16 protein-coding genes are annotated in these 21,671 nt (G+C 69.5%); 1 reads left to right on the forward strand and 15 read right to left on the reverse strand.

Features of this window, described 5'->3' with window-relative positions:
• The first annotated feature begins 4 nt into the window (after positions 1–4).
• Positions 5–2,776, forward strand: coding sequence for a fumarate reductase/succinate dehydrogenase flavoprotein subunit (locus AB0D93_RS25895; protein ID WP_362123531.1), 2,772 nt, complete (start codon positions 5–7; stop codon positions 2,774–2,776).
• Between the two features lie 42 nt (positions 2,777–2,818).
• Here AB0D93_RS25895 and recQ read toward each other — a convergent pair whose 3' ends face one another.
• The 15 genes from recQ to AB0D93_RS25970 all read right to left on the reverse strand — a co-directional run bounded on the left by recQ (position 2,819) and on the right by AB0D93_RS25970 (position 20,961).
• Positions 2,819–4,798, reverse strand: a complete 1,980-nt coding sequence (recQ, locus tag AB0D93_RS25900; RefSeq protein WP_362123534.1) for a DNA helicase RecQ — start codon at positions 4,796–4,798, stop codon at positions 2,819–2,821.
• 172 nt (positions 4,799–4,970) lie between these two features.
• Positions 4,971–6,620 carry an NADH-quinone oxidoreductase subunit NuoN gene (gene nuoN, locus AB0D93_RS25905; protein ID WP_362123537.1) on the reverse strand — a complete coding sequence of 550 codons (1,650 nt, stop codon included), beginning with the start codon at positions 6,618–6,620 and terminating at the stop codon, positions 4,971–4,973.
• On the reverse strand, positions 6,617–8,188 hold the full coding sequence (locus AB0D93_RS25910; protein ID WP_362123540.1) for an NADH-quinone oxidoreductase subunit M: 1,572 nt from the start codon (positions 8,186–8,188) through the stop codon (positions 6,617–6,619). The genes nuoN and AB0D93_RS25910 overlap by 4 nt, the downstream gene beginning before the upstream one ends.
• Positions 8,189–8,193: 5 nt before the next feature.
• A complete protein-coding gene (gene nuoL / locus AB0D93_RS25915; protein WP_362123543.1) occupies positions 8,194–10,140 on the reverse strand; it encodes an NADH-quinone oxidoreductase subunit L in 1,947 nt (648 codons plus the stop codon).
• 12 nt (positions 10,141–10,152) lie between these two features.
• On the reverse strand, positions 10,153–10,452 hold the full coding sequence (nuoK, locus tag AB0D93_RS25920) for an NADH-quinone oxidoreductase subunit NuoK (protein ID WP_023547474.1): 300 nt from the start codon (positions 10,450–10,452) through the stop codon (positions 10,153–10,155).
• Complete coding sequence (locus AB0D93_RS25925) at positions 10,449–11,291, reverse strand: NADH-quinone oxidoreductase subunit J (RefSeq protein WP_362123546.1); 843 nt, start codon at positions 11,289–11,291, stop codon at positions 10,449–10,451. Before AB0D93_RS25925 ends, nuoK begins: the two co-directional genes overlap by 4 nt.
• The gene (gene nuoI, locus AB0D93_RS25930) at positions 11,288–11,890 is read right to left on the reverse strand and encodes an NADH-quinone oxidoreductase subunit NuoI (RefSeq protein WP_362123549.1); all 603 of its coding nucleotides are present in this window, start codon (positions 11,888–11,890) and stop codon (positions 11,288–11,290) included. Before nuoI ends, AB0D93_RS25925 begins: the two co-directional genes overlap by 4 nt.
• Complete coding sequence (nuoH, locus tag AB0D93_RS25935; RefSeq protein ID WP_362123552.1) at positions 11,883–13,247, reverse strand: NADH-quinone oxidoreductase subunit NuoH; 1,365 nt, start codon at positions 13,245–13,247, stop codon at positions 11,883–11,885. The genes nuoI and nuoH overlap by 8 nt, the downstream gene beginning before the upstream one ends.
• The gene (locus tag AB0D93_RS25940; RefSeq protein ID WP_362123555.1) at positions 13,244–15,748 is read right to left on the reverse strand and encodes an NADH-quinone oxidoreductase subunit G; all 2,505 of its coding nucleotides are present in this window, start codon (positions 15,746–15,748) and stop codon (positions 13,244–13,246) included. The genes nuoH and AB0D93_RS25940 overlap by 4 nt, the downstream gene beginning before the upstream one ends.
• Positions 15,745–17,094, reverse strand: coding sequence for an NADH-quinone oxidoreductase subunit NuoF (nuoF, locus tag AB0D93_RS25945; RefSeq protein ID WP_362123557.1), 1,350 nt, complete (start codon positions 17,092–17,094; stop codon positions 15,745–15,747). The genes AB0D93_RS25940 and nuoF overlap by 4 nt, the downstream gene beginning before the upstream one ends.
• Positions 17,091–17,957 carry an NADH-quinone oxidoreductase subunit NuoE gene (gene nuoE, locus AB0D93_RS25950; protein ID WP_362123560.1) on the reverse strand — a complete coding sequence of 289 codons (867 nt, stop codon included), beginning with the start codon at positions 17,955–17,957 and terminating at the stop codon, positions 17,091–17,093. The genes nuoF and nuoE overlap by 4 nt, the downstream gene beginning before the upstream one ends.
• Positions 17,954–19,276 carry an NADH-quinone oxidoreductase subunit D gene (locus AB0D93_RS25955; RefSeq protein WP_362123562.1) on the reverse strand — a complete coding sequence of 441 codons (1,323 nt, stop codon included), beginning with the start codon at positions 19,274–19,276 and terminating at the stop codon, positions 17,954–17,956. The genes nuoE and AB0D93_RS25955 overlap by 4 nt, the downstream gene beginning before the upstream one ends.
• Positions 19,273–20,037: an NADH-quinone oxidoreductase subunit C gene (locus AB0D93_RS25960; protein WP_362123565.1), complete on the reverse strand. Its 765-nt coding sequence runs from the start codon at positions 20,035–20,037 to the stop codon at positions 19,273–19,275. Before AB0D93_RS25960 ends, AB0D93_RS25955 begins: the two co-directional genes overlap by 4 nt.
• Complete coding sequence (locus tag AB0D93_RS25965; RefSeq protein ID WP_069779306.1) at positions 20,034–20,588, reverse strand: NADH-quinone oxidoreductase subunit B; 555 nt, start codon at positions 20,586–20,588, stop codon at positions 20,034–20,036. Before AB0D93_RS25965 ends, AB0D93_RS25960 begins: the two co-directional genes overlap by 4 nt.
• A gap of 13 nt (positions 20,589–20,601) precedes the next feature.
• Positions 20,602–20,961: an NADH-quinone oxidoreductase subunit A gene (locus AB0D93_RS25970; protein ID WP_003992243.1), complete on the reverse strand. Its 360-nt coding sequence runs from the start codon at positions 20,959–20,961 to the stop codon at positions 20,602–20,604.
• Positions 20,962–21,671 lie beyond the last annotated feature (710 nt).

Below are 21,671 nucleotides of genomic sequence, written 5' to 3' on the forward strand. Positions count from 1 at the left end.
CCCTGTGACCACCCCTGCGTCCACTTCCCCGGAGATCCCCGCCGTCACCGACGCCGAGGAGCTGACCTGTGACGTCCTCGTCATCGGCGGTGGCACCGCCGGCACCATGGCCGCCCTGACGGCCGCCGAGCGCGGCGCGAACGTGCTGTTGCTGGAGAAGGCCCACGTCCGCCACTCCGGCGCGCTCGCCATGGGCATGGACGGCGTCAACAACGCGGTCATCCCTGGTCGCGCCGAGCCCGACGACTACGTCGCCGAGATCACCCGCGCCAACGACGGCATCGTCGACCAGTCCACCGTCCGCCAGACCGCGATCCGCGGTTTCGAGATGGTCCAGCGGCTGGAGTCGTACGGGGTCAAGTTCGAGAAGGACGAGCACGGTGAGTACGCGGTGCGCCAGGTCCATCGCTCCGGCTCGTACGTACTGCCGATGCCAGAGGGAAAGGACGTCAAAAAGGTCCTCTACCGCCAGTTGCGGCGGCGCGAGATGCGGGAGCGGATCCGGATCGAGAACCGGGTGATGCCGGTGCGGGTGCTCACCGCGGAGGGGCGGGCCGTGGGCGCCGCCGGTTTCCACACCCGCACCGGCGCCTTCGTCACCGTCCGCGCGGGCGCGGTCGTCCTCGCCACCGGCGCCTGCGGCCGGCTCGGCCTTCCCGCCTCCGGTTACCTCTACGGCACCTACGAGAACCCCACGAACGCCGGCGACGGGTACGCCATGGCCTACCATGCGGGCGCCGAGCTGACCGGTATCGAGTGCTTCCAGATCAACCCGCTGATCAAGGACTACAACGGCCCGGCCTGCGCCTACGTCGCCAACCCCTTCGGCGGCTACCAGGTCAACCGGCACGGCGAGCGCTTCGTCGACTCCGACTACTGGTCGGGGCAGATGATGGCCGAGTTCGCCACCGAGGTCGCCAGCGACCGCGGCCCGGTCTACCTCAAGCTCAGCCATCTCCCCGAGGAGTCGGTCTCCGCCCTCGAGTCGATCCTGCACTCCACCGAGCGGCCCACGCGTGGCACCTTCCACGCCGGGCGCGGACACGACTACCGCACCCATGACGTCGAGATGCACATCTCCGAGATCGGCCTGTGCGGCGGGCACTCCGCCTCCGGCGTCCGCGTCGACGACCACGCGCGTACGACCGTTCCGCGGCTGTACGCCGCCGGGGACCTCGCCTGTGTCCCGCACAACTACATGATCGGCGCCTTCGTCTTCGGCGACCTCGCGGGCGCGGACGCCGCCCAGTACACGGCCTACGCAGGAAAGTTGCCGGCCGACCAGGTGCGCGAGGCGCACGAGCTGATCTACCGTCCGCTGCGCAACCCGGACGGCCCGCCGCAGCCCCAGGTCGAGTACAAACTGCGCCGATTCGTGAACGACTACGTGGCACCGCCGAAGTCCGGCGCGCGGCTCTCCCTCGCCCTGGAGGCCTTCGAGCGGATGCACGCCGACATCGCCGCCATGGGCGCCCGCACCCCGCACGAGCTGATGCGGTGCGCCGAGGTCACCTTCATCCGGGACTGCGCCGAGATGGCCGCCCGCGCCTCTCTCGCCCGCACCGAGTCCCGCTGGGGTCTCTACCACGACCGTCTCGACCACCCCGGCCGCGACGACGTCTCCTGGTTCCACCACCTCGATCTGCACAAGTCCCCCTCTGGTGCGATGGAGTTCACGGCCCGTCCCGTGGCTCCTTATCTGGTTCCGGTCGAGGAGTTCGCACCGGCCGGCGGTTCCTCCCGCCGGTTGGGCGAGGTCCTTCCCGAGCATGTGGCGACGGCCGGGCCGCGTGAGGTGGCGCCGGTGGCCGCCGGGCCGACGTCCGCGCGTGCCGCGGCCTCCGCCGACCGGGCCGGTGTGCCGGGCACCGCCTCACCCCGGCTGCTGGAACTGCTGCGGCTCGCCGAGGCGGAGCCCGAACTCAACCTGCTCGCGCCCTACTTGACCGACCCGGACCCCGCCGTGCGCCGTACGGCCGTCTCGGTGCTCACCGAGACGGTGCCGCGCGGCACCGGGCAGGCCCTGGCCGGTGCCCTGTCCGACACCGACGCCGAGGTCCGTGCGACGGCCGCGGCCTCTCTGCGTGAACTGGTCGAGACCCTGCCACCCGAACCCGCCCTCGGCAGCGCCCTCACCGACGCCCTGGCCACCGCCGATCCCGTGGTCCGTGCCGCCGTCCTCGATGTGCTGCGCGTGCTGCGGCTCGGGGGGGCGGGGGTGTTCGCGGGGGCGCTGGACGACCCCGACATCACCGTCCGCACCGAGGCCGTACGGGCGCTCGTCTCCGTCGATGCGGTCCGGCCACTGGTGGGTGCCGCGGACGATCCCTCCCGGGAGGTCCGGGTCACCGTGGCCAAGGCGCTGGCCGCCGTCGGCTCGGCGTCCCTGACCGAAGCCGATCGCGAGCTGCTCACCGCGGCCCTGGACCGGCTCACCGAGGACACCGATCCGCTGGTGCGCGGCGCCGCGCTCGCCGCGCTCGCCGACACCGGCTGCCCGGCGCCGCTCGCCACCCGCGCCGTGGCCGCGCTGTCCGATCCGGCCTGGCAGGTCCGCTCCGGGGCCGCCACCGCGCTTTCGGCCGCGGCGGCCGAGACCGCCGTCCCCGCCTTGGGCAAGGCACTGGCCGACCCGAACGCCGACGTGCGCAAGGCGGCGGTGCTGGCCCTGACCCGGCACCGGGCCACGCAGGAGGCACATGCGGCCCTCGCCACGGCCACGAACGACTCGGACGCCGACGTCAGGGCCTACGCGGCCCGGTCTCTGGAACGGTGACGATCCCCGCATCGCCTCGACCGGCCCGTCGTGGCCCGCCGTCTATATCCAGTCGTCGGGCTCCGGCTCCTCGTCCGGCTCCGGCCGGTCGGCGTCCGGCGCGGCTCCGGCGGCCGGCGCCGGCCCGTCCAGAGCGGACAGCACGGCCAGCACGCCCTCCCCGTACGTCGCCAGTTTCTTCTCGCCGACGCCGCTCACCGTGCCGAGCTCACGCACCGAACCGGGCCGACGGCTGACGATCTCCCGCAGGGTGGCGTCGTGGAAGATGACGTACGCCGGCACGCCCTGCTCCCGGGCCTGTTCGGCACGCCAGGCGCGCAGCGCCTCGAAGGCGGGCAGCAGTTCGTCGGGCAGCTCGGCCACGGCGGCCTTGGCCTTGCCGCCGCCGGAGGCGCCGGCCGACCGCGTCCGGGAGACGACCGGCTTCTTCGGCTCCTTGCGCAACGGCACCTCCCGCTCCCGCCGCAGCACGGAGCCGCTCGCCTCGGTGAGCACCAGAGTGCCGTACTCCCCCTCGACCGCGAGCAGTCCCTGGGCCAGCAGCTGCCGGATGACGCCCCGCCACTCGGCCTCGGTCAGGTCCTCGCCGATGCCGAAGACGGACAGCTGGTCGTGGTCGAACTGGATGACCTTGCCGGTGCGCTTGCCGAGCAGGATGTCGACGATCTGCACCGCACCGAACTTCTGCCCGCGCTCCCGCTGCAGTCGCACCACCGTCGAGAGCACCTTCTGCGCGGCGATCGTGCCGTCCCATGTCTCCGGCGGGGTGAGGCAGGTGTCACAGTTGCCGCAGCCCGCCGCATCGGGGTCCTGGCCGAAGTAGGCGAGCAGCTGGCCGCGGCGGCACTGGGCCGTCTCGCACAGCGCGAGCATGGCGTCGAGATGGGCGGCGGCCCGGCGGCGGAACGCCTCGTCGCCCTCGCCGGACTGGATCAGCTTGCGCTGCTGTATGACGTCGTTCAGGCCGTACGCCATCCAGGCCGTGGACGGCAGCCCGTCTCGGCCCGCGCGGCCCGTCTCCTGGTAGTAGCCCTCGATCGACTTGGGCAGGTCCAGGTGGGCGACGAACCGTACGTCCGGCTTGTCGATACCCATGCCGAACGCGATGGTCGCCACCACGACGAGGCCGTCCTCGCGCAGGAACCGGGACTGGTGCGTCGCGCGGGTGCCCCCGTCCAGGCCCGCGTGGTACGGGACCGCGTCGATGCCGTTGGCGGTCAGGAACTCCGCCGTCCGCTCCACCGAGTTGCGCGACAGGCAGTACACGATGCCGGCGTCACCCGCGTGCTCCTGCCGTAGGAAGGCGAGGAGCTGCTTCCTGGGATCGGCCTTGGGCACGATCCGGTACTGGATGTTGGGCCGGTCGAAGCTGGCGACGAAGTGGCGGGCCGTGGGCAGGTTCAGCCGCTGGGTGATCTCGTCGTGGGTGGCTCGGGTGGCCGTGGCCGTGAGGGCGATCCGCGGGACGTCCGGCCAGCGCTCGCCGAGGAGGGACAGGGCGAGGTAGTCGGGGCGGAAGTCGTGGCCCCACTGGGACACGCAGTGCGCCTCGTCGATCGCGAAGACGGAGATCTTGCCGCGGGACAGCAGGTCGAGAGTGGCGTCCAGACGCAGCCGCTCGGGCGCCAGATACAGCAGGTCCAGCTCGCCGGCCAGGAACTCGGCCTCGACCACGCGCCGCTCGTCGAAGTCCTGCGTGGAGTTGATGAAACCGGCCCGCACGCCAAGGGCCCGCAGGGCGTCCACCTGGTCCTGCATGAGGGCGATCAGCGGCGAGACCACCACGCCCGTACCCGGTCTGACCAGGGCCGGGATCTGGTAGCACAGCGACTTGCCGCCGCCTGTCGGCATGAGGACGACGGCGTCACCACCCGTCACCACATGCTCGATGATCGCTTCCTGCTCGCCCCGGAAGGCCTCGTACCCGAAGACCCGGTGCAGCGTGGCCAGCGCCTCGCTGTCGGCCGCGCCCGGCCCCTCGGTCACCTGTGGCATCTCGCTGATCCCGCCCGTCGCACCCATCGTCCTGGCCCCCGTCGGTCCCCCGTGTGTCGTTCCTCGACCACTGCCTCCACGATAGGGGTCCGGACCGACAGCCTCGGAGTTATCCACAGGCTCGGCCCGCTCCCCTTCACATGCCGCTGCCCGGCACCCCCGTGGGGAGCGCCGGGCAGCGGTGTGTATGCCGGGAGCGTCAGCGCACGAACACTCCCGCCTGGCCGGCCAGGTCCAGGAAGTACTGCGGGGCCACGCCGAGGACCAGCGTCACCGCGACGCCCATGGCGATCGCCGCCATGGTCAGGGGGGACGGGACGGCCACGGTCGGGCCCTCCGGTTTCGGCTCGCTGAAGAACATCAGCACGATCACGCGGATGTAGAAGAACGCGGCGATCGCCGAGGAGATCACACCGACCACGACCAGCGGGGCCGCGCCGCCGTCCGCCGCCGCCTTGAACACGGCGAACTTCCCAGCGAAGCCGGAGGTCAGCGGGATGCCGGCGAAGGCCAGGAGGAACACGGCGAAGACGGCCGCCACCAGCGGGGAGCGGCGCCCGAGGCCCGCCCACTTCGACAGGTGGGTCGCCTCGCCGCCCGCGTCGCGCACCAGCGTGACCACCGCGAAGGCGCCGATCGTCACGAAGGAGTAGCCGGCCAGATAGAAGAGGACCGACGAGACGCCGTCCTTCGACGTGGCGATGACACCCGCGAGGATGAATCCGGCGTGCGCGATGGACGAGTACGCCAGCAGGCGCTTGATGTCGGTCTGCGTGATCGCGACGATCGCACCGCCGAGCATGGTGATGATCGCCACCGCCCACATGACCGGCCGCCAGTCCCAGCGCATCCCGGGCAGGACGACGTACAGCAGGCGCAGCAGCGCGCCGAACGCGGCCACCTTCGTCGCCGCCGCCATGAAGCCGGTCACGGGCGTCGGCGCGCCCTGGTAGACGTCCGGCGTCCACATGTGGAACGGCATGGCGCCCACCTTGAACAGCAGACCCATCACGATCAGGGCGCTGCCGAGCAGCAGCAGTGCGTCGTTGCCCATGGTGTTGGCGAGTGCCGGGTCGACGTTGGTGACCGTGCCGTCGACGACCTGGGCGATGCGCGCGTACGACACCGAGCCCGCGTAGCCGTACAGCAGGGCGATGCCGAAGAGCGTGAACGCGGAGGCGAACGCGCCGAGCAGGAAGTACTTGACCGCGGCTTCCTGCGACATCAGCCGCTTGCGGCGGGCCAGCGCGCACAGCAGGTACAGCGGCAGGGAGAAGACCTCCAGGGCCACGAACAGCGTCAGCAGGTCGTTGGCCGAGGGGAACACCAGCATGCCGGCGATCGCGAAGAGCAGCAGCGGAAAGGCCTCGGTGGTGGTGAAGCCCGCCTTCACCGCGGCCTGCTCGCTGTCGCTGCCCGGCACGGATGCGGCCTGTGCGGCGAAGGAGTCGACGCGGTTGCCGTGCGCGGCCGGGTCCAGGCGCCGCTCGGCGAAGGTGAACAGGCCGACGAGGCCGGCCAGCAGGATCGTGCCCTGCAGGAACAGGGAGGGGCCGTCGACCGCGATCGCGCCCATGGCCGCGATGTGCGCCTTGGTGGTGCCGTAGCCGCCGGCCGCCAGCGCGACCACCGCGGCGAACGCGGCGCAGAGGGCGACGACGGACACGAACACCTGGGCGTAGTAGCGGGACTTGCGCGGGATGAACGCCTCGATGAGGACGCCGACCAGCGCCGCACCGACGACGATCAGCGTCGGCGACAATTGTCCGTATTCGATCTTCGGTGACGGGATCTTCGAGATCGGGTCGGCCGCGGTTGTCCACAGGCCGTGGACGGCTGTTGCGCTCACTTGGCCGCCTCCACCGAGGGCTTGGGATCGGTCTTGTGTACGTCGGACATGGTCTGCTTGACCGCGGGGTTGACGATGTCCGTGACGGGCTTCGGATAGACGCCCAGGAAGATCAGCAGCACGATCAGCGGGGCGACGACCACCAGCTCACGCACGCGCAGGTCGGGCATCGCGGACACCTCGGGCTTCACCGGGCCGGTCATCGTGCGCTGGTACAGGACGAGGACGTACAGCGCGGCGAGGACGATGCCGAAGGTGGCGATGACGCCGATCGCCGGATAGCGCGTGAACGTACCGACCAGGACCAGGAACTCGCTGACGAACGGGGCGAGTCCGGGCAGGGAGAGGGTGGCGAGGCCGCCGATCAGGAAGGTGCCGGCGAGCACCGGGGCCACCTTCTGCACGCCTCCGTAGTCGGCGATGAGCCGCGAGCCGCGCCGGGAGATCAGGAAGCCGGCGACCAGCATCAGCGCGGCGGTGGAGATGCCGTGGTTGACCATGTACAGCGTCGCGCCGGACTGGCCCTGGCTGGTCATCGCGAAGATGCCCAGGATGATGAAGCCGAAGTGCGAGATCGACGCGTAGGCCACCAGGCGCTTGATGTCCCGCTGGCCGACGGCCAGCAGTGCGCCGTAGACGATGCTGATGAGCGCCAGGACGAGGATCACGGGCGTCGCCCACTTGCTGGCCTCCGGGAACAGCTGGAGGCAGAAGCGGAGCATCGCGAAGGTGCCCACCTTGTCGACGACCGCCGTGATGAGGACGGCGACCGGGGCGGTGGACTCCTGCATCGCGTTGGGCAGCCAGGTGTGCAGCGGCCACAGCGGAGCCTTCACCGCGAACGCGAAGAAGAAGCCGAGGAACAGCCAGCGTTCGGTGCTCGTCGCCATGTGCAGCGAGCCGTTCGCGCGGGCCTGCGCGATCTCCTGGAGGCTGAAGTTCCCGGCCACCACGTAGAGGCCGATCACCGCGGCCAGCATGATGAGGCCGCCGACCAGGTTGTACAGCAGGAACTTGACCGCCGCGTACGACCGCTGCGTCGAGGCCGCCTCCTCGCCCTGTGCGTGGGCTCGGTCCCCGAAGCCGCCGATGAGGAAGTACATCGGGATGAGCATGGCTTCGAAGAAGATGTAGAAGAGGAAGACGTCGGTGGCCTCGAAGGAGATGATCACCATCGCCTCGACGGCGAGCATCAGCGCGAAGAAGCCCTGCGTGGGCCGCCAGCGACGGCTGCCGGTCTCCAGCGGGTCGGCGTCGTGCCAGCCCGCGAGGATGATGAACGGGATCAGTACGGCGGTCAGGGCGATCAGTGCCACCGCGATGCCGTCCACGCCCAGCTCGTACCGCACCCCGAAGTCCTTGATCCAGGCGTGGGATTCGGTGAGCTGGTAGCGGGTGCCGTTCGGGTCGAAGCGGACCAGGATCGTGATCGCCAGGGCGAGTGTGGCGAGTGAGACGACCAGCGCCAGCCACTTGGCGGCGGTACGCCGCGCGGCCGGTACGGCGGCCGTGGCGACGGCCCCCACGGCCGGGAGCGCCGCCGTCGCTGTCAGCAGAGGAAAGGACATCGGTATCAGACCGCCCTCATCAGCAGGGTCGCGGCGACCAGGAGTGCCGCACCGCCGAACATCGAGACCGCGTAGGAGCGGGCGAAGCCGTTCTGGAGCCGGCGGAGCCGTCCGGACAGGCCGCCGAAGCCGGCCGCCGTGCCGTTGACGACGCCGTCGACCAGGGTGTGGTCGACGTAGACCAGGGAGCGCGTCAGGTGTTCGCCGCCGCGCACCAGGACGACGTGGTTGAAGTCGTCCTGGAGCAGGTCGCGGCGGGCCGCGCGGGTCAGCAGCGAGCCGCGCGGGGCGACGGCGGGGACGGGCTTGCGGCCGTACTGGGCCCAGGCGATGCCGACGCCGATGACCAGGCAGACCATGGTCGCCCCGGTGACCGTCCCGGCGCTGACCGGGGAGTGGCCCTCGCTGTGCCCGGTGACCGGCTCCAGCCAGTGCAGGAAGCGGTCACCGATGCTGAAGAACGCACCGCCGAAGACCGAGCCGACGGCCAGCACGATCATCGGGATCGTCATGACCTTCGGGGACTCGTGCGGGTGCGGTTCGGCGTGCTCGCCGCGGTGCTCCGCCGCGGGCTCCGCGCTCGGCGCCTGTGGGGAGCGGGTGGGTTGGTTCCTCCAACGCTCCTCTCCGAAGAACGTCATCAGCATCACGCGCGTCATGTAGAAGGCGGTGATGGCCGCGCCCAGCAGGGCCGCGCCGCCGAGGATCCAGCCCTCGGTGCCGCCCTTGGCGAAGGCCGCCTCGATGATCTTGTCCTTGGAGAAGAAGCCGGACAGGCCCGGGAAGCCGATGATGGCGAGGTAGCCGAGGCCGAAGGTGATGAAGGTGACCGGCATGTACTTACGCAGGCCGCCGTACTTGCGCATGTCGACCTCGTCGTTCATGCCGTGCATGACGGAACCGGCGCCGAGGAACAGCCCGGCCTTGAAGAAGCCGTGCGTCACCAGGTGCATGATCGCGAAGACGTAGCCGATCGGGCCGAGGCCCGCGGCGAGCACCATGTAGCCGATCTGCGACATGGTCGAGCCGGCCAGCGCCTTCTTGATGTCGTCCTTCGCGCAACCGACGATCGCACCGAAGAGGAGCGTGACCGCGCCGACCACGGTGACGGCCAGCTGCGCGTCGGGGGCGGCGTTGAAGACGGCACCGGAGCGGACGATCAGGTAGACGCCCGCGGTCACCATCGTCGCCGCGTGGATCAGGGCCGAGACCGGGGTCGGGCCCTCCATGGCGTCACCGAGCCAGGACTGCAGCGGTACCTGGGCCGACTTGCCGCAGGCGGCAAGGAGCAGCATCAGGCCGATCGCGGTGAGCTTGCCCTCGGAGGTGTCGCCGGTGTGGCTGAGGACCGGGCCGAAGGCGAAGGTGCCGAAGGTGGCGAACATCAGCATGATCGCGATCGACAGGCCCATGTCGCCGACGCGGTTGACCAGGAAGGCCTTCTTCGCGGCCGTCGCCGCGCTGGGCTTGTGCTGCCAGAAGCCGATCAGCAGGTACGAGGCGAGACCGACACCCTCCCAGCCGACGTACAGCAGCAGGTAGTTGTCGGCGAGGACGAGCAGCAGCATCGCCGCGAGGAACAGGTTCAGGTAGCCGAAGAAGCGGCGACGTCGCTCGTCGTGCTCCATGTACCCGACCGAGTACAGGTGGATCAGTGAGCCGACGCCCGTGATGAGCAGGACGAACGTCATCGACAGCTGGTCCAGGCGGAAGGTGACGTCCGCCTGGAAGCCGGCCACCGGAACCCAGCTGAACAGGTGCTGCGTCAGGGTCCGGTGATCGGCCCCCTTGCCCAGCAGATCGGCGAAGAGTACGAGGCCGATGGCGAAGGAGACGAACGAGAGCAGGGTGCCGGTCCAGTGGCCGACGGCATCGAGCCGCCGGCCGCCGACCAGGAGGACGGCCGCTCCGAGCAGGGGCGCCGCGATGAGCAGCGCGATCAGGTTCTCCACGATTCCGACCCCTTACAGCTTCATCAGGCTGGCGTCGTCGACCGAGGCCGAGTGGCGGGTGCGGAACAGCGACACGATGATCGCGAGGCCCACCACGACCTCCGCGGCGGCGACGACCATCGTGAAGAAGGCGATGATCTGGCCGTCGAGGTTGCCGTGCATCCGGGAGAAGGTGACGAACGCGAGGTTGCAGGCGTTCAGCATCAGCTCGATGCACATGAAGACCACGATGGCGTTGCGCCGGATCAGTACGCCGGTCGCGCCGATCGTGAACAACAGGGCGGCGAGGTAGAGGTAGTTGACCGGGTTCACTTCGACGCCTCCTCGGGCCGCTTGAACGTCGCCGGTTCGATCGCCGTGCGCTCCAGGCGTTCCTTCGCGCGCTGCTCCAGCGCCCGCAGGTCGTTGAGCGCTTCCGCGGACACGTCACGGATCTGGCCGCGTTCCCGCAGCGTCTTGTTGACGGTCAGCTCGGAGGTGGTGCCGTCGGGGAGCAGGCCCGCGATGTCCACCGCGTTGTGCCGGGCGTAGACACCCGGGGCGGGCAGCGGCGGCACGTGCGTGCCCTCGCGGACGCGCTGTTCGGACAGCTCGCGCTGGGTCCTGGCGCGCTCAGTGCGTTCGCGGTGGGTGAGCACCATGGCTCCGACGGCGGCGGTGATCAGCAGGGCGCCGGTGATTTCGAAGGCGAAGACGTACTTGGTGAAGATGAGGGAGGCGAGGCCCTCCACGTTGCCGTTCGCGTTCGCCCGGCCGGTGCCGGTGAACTCCTTCAGGGAGGCGTTCCCGATGCCGGCGAGCAGCAGGACGCCGAACCCGACCCCGCACAGAAGGGCCAGCCAGCGCTGGCCCTTGATGGTCTCCTTCAGCGAGTCCGCGGCCGTGACACCGACGAGCATCACCACGAACAGGAAGAGCATCATGATCGCGCCGGTGTAGACGACGATCTGCACGATCCCCAGGAAGTAGGCGCCGTTGGCGAGGTAGAACACCGCCAGGACGATCATGGTCCCGGCGAGACAGAGCGCGCTGTGCACGGCCTTCTTCATGAAGACGGTGCCCAGGGCGCCGAGCACGGCGACGGTGCCGAGGACCCAGAACTGGAAGGCCTCACCGGTGGAGGTGGTGTAGGCGGCGAGCTGCGGGCTCATGCCTCCACCTCCTCGTCCTCGGGCTTCTCTCCCTTGGAGACGGCGACCTGGCGGACCGTGCCGGGCGCGGCCTGGGTCACCAGGCCCCGGTAGTAGTCCTGTTCGTCGGTCCCCGGGAAGATCGCGTGCGGCGTGTCGACCATGCCCTCTTCCAGGCCGGCGAGCAGCTGTTCCTTGGTGTAGATGAGGTTGGCGCGGCTGGAGTCGGCCAGTTCGAACTCGTTGGTCATCGTCAACGCGCGCGTGGGGCACGCCTCGATGCACAGGCCGCACAGGATGCAGCGGGCGTAGTTGATCTGGTAGACGCGGCCGTACCGCTCGCCCGGCGAGTAGCGTTCCTCGTCGGTGTTGTCGGCGCCCTCCACGTAGATGGCGTCGGCGGGGCAGGCCCAGGCGCACAGCTCGCAGCCGACGCACTTCTCCAGGCCGTCCGGATGGCGGTTGAGCTGGTGCCGTCCGTGGAACCGCGGAGCCGTGGTCTTCTTCTGCTCCGGGTACTGCTCGGTCAGCCGCTTCTTGAACATGGCCTTGAAGGTCACGCCGAAGCCGGCTACGGGGTTCAGGAAACCGGGCTTGGTCTCCTTGGGCTCCTCAGCCATCGGACGCCTCCTTTCCATCCGAAGATCCGTCACTGACAGTGTCCGACCCACCACTGACAATCAGCTCCCGCTGCCGTCGGGGGCGGCGCCTCGGTACCGGAGGCAGCTCCTGTCCGGGCAGCGGCGGCACGGGGAATCCGCCCGCCATCGGGTCGAATCCGGGCTGCTCGGGGGCGGGCTGCTCGGCCGCCTTGGCCTTCTCCCGGAACATGTCGACGAGGTAGGAGATCACTACCAGGGCGAGGACTGCGCCGCCGACGGGCAGGGCGATGCTCGGGAAGTCGTAGTGCTCGTTGCGCAGGGCCCGTACGGTCGCCACCAGCATCAGCCAGGTCACGGAGACCGGGATCAGGACCTTCCAGCCGAGCTTCATCAGCTGGTCGTAGCGGACGCGCGGGAGCGTGGCACGCAGCCAGACGAAGCCGAACAGCAGCAGCACGACCTTGGCCACGAACCAGAGCAGCGGCCACCAGCCGTGGTTGGCGCCCGCCCAGACGGTGCTGATCGGCCAGGGCGCCCGCCAGCCGCCCAGGAAGAGCGTGGTGGACACGGCCGAGACCGTCACCATGTTCACGTACTCGGCGAGCATGAACATCGCGAACTTGATGGACGAGTACTCGGTGTTGAAGCCGCCGACCAGGTCGCCCTCGGACTCCGGCATGTCGAAGGGGGCGCGGTTGGTCTCGCCGACCATCGTGACGATGTACAGGATGAACGAGACCGGTAGCAGCAGGATGTACCAGCGGTCGTGCTGCTGCGCGACGATCGTGGACGTCGACATCGACCCCGAGTACAGGAACACGGAGGCGAACGCGGCGCCCATGGCGATCTCGTAGGAGATCATCTGCGCGCAGGAGCGCAGGCCGCCGAGGAGCGGATAGGTGGAGCCGGAACTCCAACCCGCGAGGACGATGCCGTAGATGCCGACGGAGGCGATCGCGAGGACGTAGAGCATCGCGATCGGCAGGTCGGTGAGCTGCATCGTGGTGCGATGCCCGAAGACCGAGATCTCGTTGTCGGCCGGCCCGAAGGGGATCACCGCGATCGCCATGAAGGCCGGGATGGCCGCGACGATCGGCGCGAGGATGTACACCACGGTGTCCGCGCGTTTGACGATGATGTCTTCCTTGAGCATCAGCTTCACGCCGTCGGCGAGCGACTGGAGCATGCCCCAGGGACCGTGCCGGTTGGGGCCGACGCGCAGCTGCATCCAGGCGATGATCTTGCGCTCCATGACGATGGAGACGAGCACGGTCACCATCAGGAAGGCGAAGCAGAACACCGCCTTGATGACGACCAGCCACCAGGGGTCGCGGCCGAACATCGAGAGGTCTTCAGCGGCGAGGTACGGGCTCATGCCTCCACCTCCTTGGGGGCCTCTTCGGCGAGTGCCGCCGGGCCGATGCGGACGAGGGAGCCGGGCCGTGCCCCGGTGTCGGAGGCGACGCCGGCACCGGCGGAGTTCAGCGGGAGCCAGACCACCCGGTCGGGCATCTCGGTGATCTTGAGCGGGAGTTCGACCGTGCCGGACGGTCCGGTGACGGCGAGCAGGCCGCCGTCCTCGACGCCCGCCTCGGCGGCTGTCGCCGCCGACACGCGCGCGCGTGCCGCGTGCCGGGTTCCGGCGAGCGCCTCGTCGCCCTGCTGCAGGACGCCCTGGTCGAGCAGCAGCCGGTGCCCGGCGAGTACGGCCTCGCCGACGGCCGGGCGCGGCAGCACACCCGCGGTCTCCCGGGGGTCGGTGGCGCGCGGCCCGTCCCAGGAGCCGAGCCGGTCGATCTCCGCGCGCGTGGTGCGCAGATCCGGCAGACCCAGGTGGACGTCCATGGCGTCGGCGAGCATCTGGAGTACCCGCCCGTCGGTCGGTGCCAGGCTGCGGGTCATCTGGTCGGGCTTGAGGGCGGCGTCGAAGAAGCGCACCCTGCCTTCCCAGTTGAGGAAGGTGCCCGCCTTCTCGGCGACGGCCGCGACCGGCAGGACGACGTCGGCATGCCCGGTGACCTCGCTGGGCCGCAGCTCCAGCGACACCAGGAAGCCGACGCTGCCGAGTGCCTCCCGCGCGCGTGCCGGGTCGGGCAGGTCGGCGACCTCGACGCCGGCCACCACGAGTGCCGACAGTTCGCCGGTGGCGGCCGCCTCGACGATGTGGTGGGTGTCGCGGCCGTAGCGCAGCGGGAGTTCGGCGAGTCCCCAGACGGCGGCGACGTCCTCCCGCGCGCGCGGGTCGGTGGCCGGGCGGCCGCCCGGCAGCAGCGACGGGAGTGCGCCCACCTCGACGGCGCCGCGCTCGCCGGCCCGGCGCGGGATCCACACCAGGTGGGCGCCGGTCGCGGCGGCGGCGCGTACGGCGGCGGTGAGGCCGCCGGCGACCGAGGCGAGCCGCTCACCGACGACGATGACCGCGCCCTCGGTGCGCAGGGCCTCGGCGGCGCGTGCACCGGCGTCCTCCAGGCCGACGCCGCTCGCGAGGGCGTCCAGCCACTCGGTCTCGGTGCCCGGCGCGGCCGGCAGCAGGGTGCCGCCCGCCTTCTCGAGGCCCCGGGTCGCGTGCGTGGCCAGCGCGAACACCTTCTGCTTGCGCTTGCGCCAGGCCTTGCGGAGCCGCAGGAAGACGCCGGGGGCCTCCTCCTCCGACTCGAAGCCGGCCAGCAGGACGGCGGGCGCCTTCTCCAGGGAGGTGTACGTGACGCCCGTACCGTCGAGGTCTCGGCCCCGGCCTGCCACGTGGGAGGCCAGGAAGTCGGCCTCCTCTCCGCTGTGCACGCGTGCGCGGAAGTCGATGTCGTTCGTGTCGAGCGCCACGCGCGCGAACTTGCTGTACGCGTAGGCGTCCTCGACGGTCAGCCGGCCGCCGATGAGGACGCCGGCCCGGGAGCGTGCCGCGGTCAGTCCGCGCGCGGCCGCGTCCAGTGCCTCCGGCCAGGAGGCGGGCTCCAGGACGCCGTCGGCGTTGCGGACGAGCGGGGTGTCGAGGCGGTCCTTCGCTTGCGCGTACCGGAACGCGAAGCGCCCCTTGTCGCAGATCCACTCCTCGTTGACCTCGGGGTCGTTCTCGGCGAGGCGCCGCATGACCTTGCCGCGCCGGTGGTCGGTACGGGTGGCGCAGCCGCCGGAGCAGTGCTCGCACACCGACGGTGAGGAGACCAGGTCGAAGGGGCGGGAGCGGAAGCGGTAGGCGGCCGAGGTGAGGGCGCCGACCGGGCAGATCTGGATGGTGTTGCCGGAGAAGTACGACTCGAAGGGGTCGCCCTCGCCGGTGCCGACCTGCTGGAGCGCGCCACGCTCGATCAGCTCGATCATCGGGTCGCCGGCGATCTGGTTGGAGAACCGGGTGCAGCGCGCGCACAGCACGCACCGCTCGCGGTCGAGCAGCACCTGGGTGGAGATCGGCACGGGCTTTTCGTAGGTGCGCTTCTTGCCCTCGAAGCGGGACTCGGCGTTGCCGTGCGACATGGCCTGGTTCTGCAGCGGGCACTCGCCGCCCTTGTCGCAGACCGGGCAGTCCAGCGGATGGTTGATGAGCAGCAGCTCCATCACACCGTGCTGGGCCTTCTCGGCGACCGGCGAGGTGAGCTGGGTCTTCACCACCATGCCGTCGGTGCAGGTGATGGTGCAGGACGCCATCGGCTTGCGCTGGCCCTCGACCTCGACGATGCACTGCCGGCAGGCGCCGGCGGGATCGAGCAGGGGGTGGTCGCAGAACCGGGGGACCTCGATGCCGAGCTGCTCGGCGGCCCGGATGACCAGGGTGCCCTTGGGCACGCTGATCTCGATGCCGTCGATCGTCAGCGTGACGAGGTCTTCCGGCGGGACCGCCGCCTCTCCCCCACCGGTGGGGGCACTGGTGGTCACGGTCATGCGTTCACCTCCGGGCGGTCCGCCCAGGCCGTCGACTTGTCCGGGTCGAAGGGACAGCCCCGGCCCGTGATGTGCTGCTCGTACTCCTCGCGGAAGTACTTCAGCGAGGAGAAGATCGGGGACGCGGCGCCGTCACCGAGGGCGCAGAAGGACTTGCCGTTGATGTTGTCGGCGATGTCGTTGAGCTTGTCGAGGTCGGACATGGTGCCCTTGCCGGCCTCGATGTCCCGCAGCAACTGCACCAGCCAGTAGGTCCCTTCGCGGCAGGGGGTGCACTTGCCGCAGGACTCGTGCGCGTAGAACTCCGTCCAGCGGGTCACCGCCCGCACCACGCAGGTCGTCTCGTCGAAGCACTGCAGGGCTTTCGTGCCGAGCATGGAACCCGCGGCGCCCACTCCTTCGTAATCAAGAGGGACGTCGAGGTGCTCGTCGGTGAACATCGGCGTCGAGGAGCCGCCCGGCGTCCAGAACTTCAGGCGGTGCCCCGGCCGCATGCCGCCGCTCATGTCGAGGAGCTGCCGGAGCGTGACGCCGAGCGGCGCCTCGTACTGGCCGGGGCTCGCGACGTGGCCGCTGAGCGAGTAGAGCGTGAAGCCCGGGGACTTCTCGCTGCCCATCGACCTGAACCAGTCTTTCCCGTTTTTCAGGATGGCGGGAACCGACGCGATCGACTCGACGTTGTTCACAACAGTCGGGCAGGCATAGAGCCCTTCGACAGCAGGGAAAGGGGGACGCAGCCGCGGTTGACCACGGCGGCCTTCGAGCGAGTCGAGCAGTGCGGTCTCCTCACCGCAGATGTACGCGCCGGCGCCCGCGTGCACGGTGAGCTGGAGGTCGAGCCCGCTGCCCAGGATGTTCTCGCCGAGGTAGCCCGCCGCGTAGGCCTCGCGCACGGCCGCGTGCAACCGCCGCAGAACGGGGACGACTTCACCACGCAGATAGATGAAGGCATGCGACGACCTGATGGCATAGCACGCGATGACCATGCCCTCGATGAGGCTGTGCGGGTTCGCGAAGAGGAGCGGGATGTCCTTGCAGGTCCCGGGCTCCGACTCGTCGGCGTTGACAACCAGATAGTGCGGTTTCCCATCACCCTGCGGAATGAACTGCCACTTCATTCCGGTCGGGAATCCCGCGCCGCCGCGGCCGCGCAGCCCGGAGTCCTTGACGTACGCGATCACGTCGTCGGGTGACATGGCGAGCGCCTTGCGGAGCCCCTCGTACCCCTCGTGCCTCCGGTAGACGTCCAGAGTCCAGGACCGGTCCTCGTCCCAGAAGGCCGACAGCACGGGTGCGAGCAGCTTCTCGGGGCTCGTGTCCTTGAGTTCGGCTGCCACGGTCATCACTCCCCCTCCTCGGCGGTAGGCCCTGCCGGGTGGGCGGGGTCGGAGGCCGATGTCTCCTGCGGCGCGTCATGGGAACTGAGGTGCTCGGCCGGCGAGGGCTCGTGCACCCTGTCCTGCGGTTCCTCATGCGGACCTCCGCGCGGATGGACCACGCGCGCGGGTGCGGCCTCTCCCCTTGCCAGGCGAAGGCCCACCAGCGACGCCGGTCCCGCACTGCCGCCCTCCTCGACGGCCCCGGGCCGCTCGTCGGGGAAGCCGGCCAGGATCCGCGCGGTCTCCTTGAAGGTGCACAGCCGCGCCCCGCGCGTCGGCTGTACGGGCCGCCCCGCTCGCAGGTCGTCGACCAGGCGCTTGGCGCTGCCGGGCGTCTGGTTGTCGAAGAACTCCCAGTTGACCATCACGACCGGCGCGTAGTCGCAGGCCGCGTTGCACTCGATGTGCTCCAGGGTGACCTTGCCGTCGTCGGTGGTCTCGCCGTTGCCGACGCCCAGGTGCTCCTGGAGGGTCTCGAAGATCGCGTCGCCGCCCATCACCGCGCACAGCGTGTTGGTGCACACGCCGACCTGGTAGTCACCGGACGGCTTGCGCCGGTACATGCTGTAGAAGGTGGCGACGGCGGTGACCTCGGCCGTGGTCAGGTCCAGCATGTCCGCGCAGAACTGCATTCCGGTGCGCGTGACATGACCCTCCTGGGACTGCACGAGGTGGAGCAGCGGGAGCAGCGCGGACCGTGAGTCCGGGTAGCGCGCGATGACCTCGCGCGCGTCGGTCTCCAGCCGGGCCCGGACGTCGTCCGGGTAGGCGGGCGCCGGCAGTGCGGGCATGCCCAGGCTGACGCCCCGCTCCGAAGAAGAGGTGTTCACCGGTCGACGCCTCCCAAGACGGGGTCGATGGACGCGATGACGACGATGACGTCGGCCACCTGGCCGCCCTCACACATCGCCGCGATGGCCTGCAGGTTGGCGAAGGACGGGTCGCGGAAGTGGACCCGGTAGGGGCGGGTGCCGCCGTCGGAGACGGCGTGCACGCCCAGTTCGCCCTTGGGCGACTCGATGGCCGTGTAGACCTGTCCCGGCGGGACGCGGAAGCCCTCGGTGACCAGCTTGAAGTGGTGGATCAGGGCCTCCATGGAAGTGCCCATGATCTTCTTGATGTGGTCGAGGGAGTTGCCGAGCCCGTCCGGTCCCAGGGCGAGCTGGGCGGGCCAGGCGATCTTCTTGTCTGCGACCATGACCGGTCCGGGCTGGAGCCGGTCCAGACACTGCTCGATGATCCTGAGCGACTGGCGCATCTCCTCCAGGCGGATCAGGAAGCGGCCGTAGGCGTCGCAGGTGTCGGTGGTCGGGACGTCGAAGTCGTAGGTCTCGTAGCCGCAGTACGGCTGGGACTTGCGCAGGTCGTGCGGCAGGCCGGCGGAGCGCAGGATGGGGCCGGTCGCGCCGAGGGCCATGCAGCCGGCCAGGTCGAGATAGGCGATGTCCTGCATGCGCCCCTTGAAGACGGGGTTCCCGGTGGCGAGCTTGTCGTACTCCGGGAGGTTCTTCCTCATCTTCTTGACGAACTCGCGGATCTGGTCCACCGCGCCGGGCGGCAGGTCCTGGGCGAGGCCCCCGGGGCGGATGTACGCGTGGTTCATCCGCAGGCCCGTGATCAGCTCGTAGAGGTCGAGAATCATTTCACGATCACGGAAGCCGTAGATCATGATCGTGGTGGCGCCCAGTTCCATACCGCCGGTGGCGATGGCGACCAGATGGGAGGACATCCGGTTCAGCTCCATCAGGAGCACCCGGATGATCGTGGCGCGGTCGGTGACCTGGTCCTCGATGCCGAGGAGCTTCTCGACGGCGAGACAGTAGGCGGTCTCGTTGAAGAAGGACGTCAGGTAGTCCATGCGCGTGACGAAGGTGCTGCCCTGCGTCCACGTGCGGTACTCGATGTTCTTCTCGATGCCGGTGTGGAGGTAGCCGATGCCGCACCGGGTCTCGGTGACGGTCTCGCCCTCGATCTCCAGGATCAGGCGGAGCACCCCATGGGTGGAGGGGTGCTGGGGACCCATGTTGACGACGATGCGTTCGTCGTCGGCGCGGACCGCGGACTGGACGACCTCGTCCCAGTCGCCACCGGTGACCGTGTAGACGGTGCCCTCGGTGGTCTCGCGCGGGGATGCCTGCGAAGTGCTCACGAGTACGACCTCCGCTGGTCCGGAGCCGGGATCTGGGCGCCCTTGTACTCGACGGGGATGCCGCCGAGGGGGTAGTCCTTGCGCTGCGGGTGGCCCTGCCAGTCGTCCGGCATGATGATCCGGGTCAGGGCCGGGTGACCGTCGAAGACGATGCCGAAGAAGTCGTAGGTCTCGCGCTCGTGCCAGTCGTTGGTCGGGTAGACGGAGACCAGCGACGGGATGTGCGGGTCGCTGTCGGGGGCGCTGACTTCGAGGCGGATCAGCCGGTTGTGGGTGATCGAGCGCAGGTGGTAGACGGCGTGCAGCTCGCGGCCCTTGTCGCTCGGGTAGTGGACGCCGCTGACGCCGGTGCACAGCTCGAAGCGCAGGGCCGGGTCGTCGCGCAGGGTGCGGGCGACGCGGGCCAGGTACTCGCGTTCGACGTGGAAGGTGATCTCCCCGCGGTCGACGACCGTCTTCTCGATGGCGTTGTCCGGGACGAGGCCCTGTTCCTCCAGGGCGCCTTCGAGTTCGTCGGCGACCTCGTCGAACCAGCCGCCGTAGGGCCTGCTCGCCGGTCCCGGGAGTCGGACCGAGCGGACCAGTCCGCCGTAGCCGGAGGTGTCGCCGCCGTTGTTGGCGCCGAACATGCCGCGCTGGACGCGGATCTCCTCGCCGCCCTGGCCGCGCTGGCCGGGGAGGTTGGAGGCGGAGAGGTCCTTCTCGGGGTTCACTCCGTTCGCGGACCCGTTCACGCCGCTGGTGCCGTTCGCGTCGCTCACCGCAGCAGCCCCTTCATCTCGATCGTGGGCAGGGCCTTGAGCGCCGCCTCCTCCGCCTCGCGGGCGGCCTCCTCGGCGTTCACACCGAGCTTGGAGGACTGGATCTTCTGGTGGAGCTTGAGGATCGCGTCCATCAGCATCTCGGGGCGGGGCGGGCAGCCCGGGAGGTAGATGTCGACAGGGACGATGTGGTCGACGCCCTGGACGATCGCGTAGTTGTTGAACATGCCGCCCGAGGAGGCGCAGACGCCCATGGAGATCACCCATTTCGGGTTGGGCATCTGGTCGTAGACCTGCCGGAGCACCGGCGCCATCTTCTGGCTGACCCGGCCGGCGACGATCATGAGGTCCGCCTGGCGCGGTGAGCCGCGGAAGACCTCCATGCCGAAGCGCGCCAGGTCGTAACGGCCGGCGCCGGTGGTCATCATCTCGAAGGCGCAGCAGGCGAGGCCGAAGGTGGCGGGGAAGACGGACGCCTTGCGCACCCAGCCCGCGGCCTGCTCGACGGTGGTCAGTAGGAAGCCGCTCGGCAGCTTTTCTTCGAGTCCCATGGTCAAAGGCCCCTCAGTCCCATTCCAGGCCGCCGCGCCGCCATACGTACGCGTACGCGACGAAGACGGTGAGCACGAAGAGCAGCATCTCCACGAGCCCGAAAATCCCCAGGGCGTCGAAGGTGACGGCCCAGGGGTAGAGGAAGACGATCTCGATGTCGAAGACGATGAAGAGCATCGCCGTCAGGTAGTACTTGATGGGGAAGCGCCCGCCGCCGGCCGGCGTGGGGGTCGGCTCGATACCGCACTCGTAGGCCTCGAGCTTGGCGCGGTTGTACCGCTTCGGACCGATCAGCGTGGCCATGACCACGGAGAAGATCGCAAAGCCTGCCCCGAGGGCTCCCAGTACGAGGATGGGCGCATACGCGTTCACCGCTCCTCGCTCCTCTCAGTCGGCGCTGACTGCTGGCGGTTGCACTGGGCTCACACCCGCCTCACCGGTCCCCCGAGTCCCGCTCGTCCCGGGCAAGATCGAGAACATGTGAAGCAGGTCACAAGCCCAACTGCCTCGCATCTTATGCCCGCCGCTCTGTGATCTGCGACACGGGGTATTACACAAGCTTTGTGATCTCCACCACCTGACGAAGGATCATGAAGTCGGATGATGAGTGATCTTCATACGCGAAGCGTTCAGTTGATCACCAGAAGTGACATTCTTGTTTGTTTTCGCAGGCCGGAGGGGTCGTCTCCATATCAAGAGAGTTCCGCTGCATGCAAATTGGCGTTGGACGCGGCCGCCTGATAGAGGGCCGCGTTCACACGTCAGGGGGAGGTGTGGGATGCGATGTGGACGAGGGTCCGGGTGCGTGCACGCGTTCACGAGCTCGGCGCACACGAGACGCAGCGCTTCCGGTGACCGTTCCGTGACCTCCGCCACATTAATGAGAGGCCTCTGAGAACCGGGCTTGGCCAACGACCCCAACCGATGGTAGGTGGGGGGCAATTCGGGCGTAATGATCAAAGACCGTGATCAAGGCCTTGATCACCGGCGTCCGCAATGTCCGTTACGGCGTCAATAAAGAGCGACACGCCCGGGATTCTCAGTCTCGATTGAGCAACTGTGGCGCAGCACACGTTTCTTGA

The organism is Streptomyces sp. NPDC048191, assembly GCF_040652655.1.
In the GTDB taxonomy this organism is placed as follows: Bacteria; Actinomycetota; Actinomycetes; order Streptomycetales; family Streptomycetaceae; genus Streptomyces.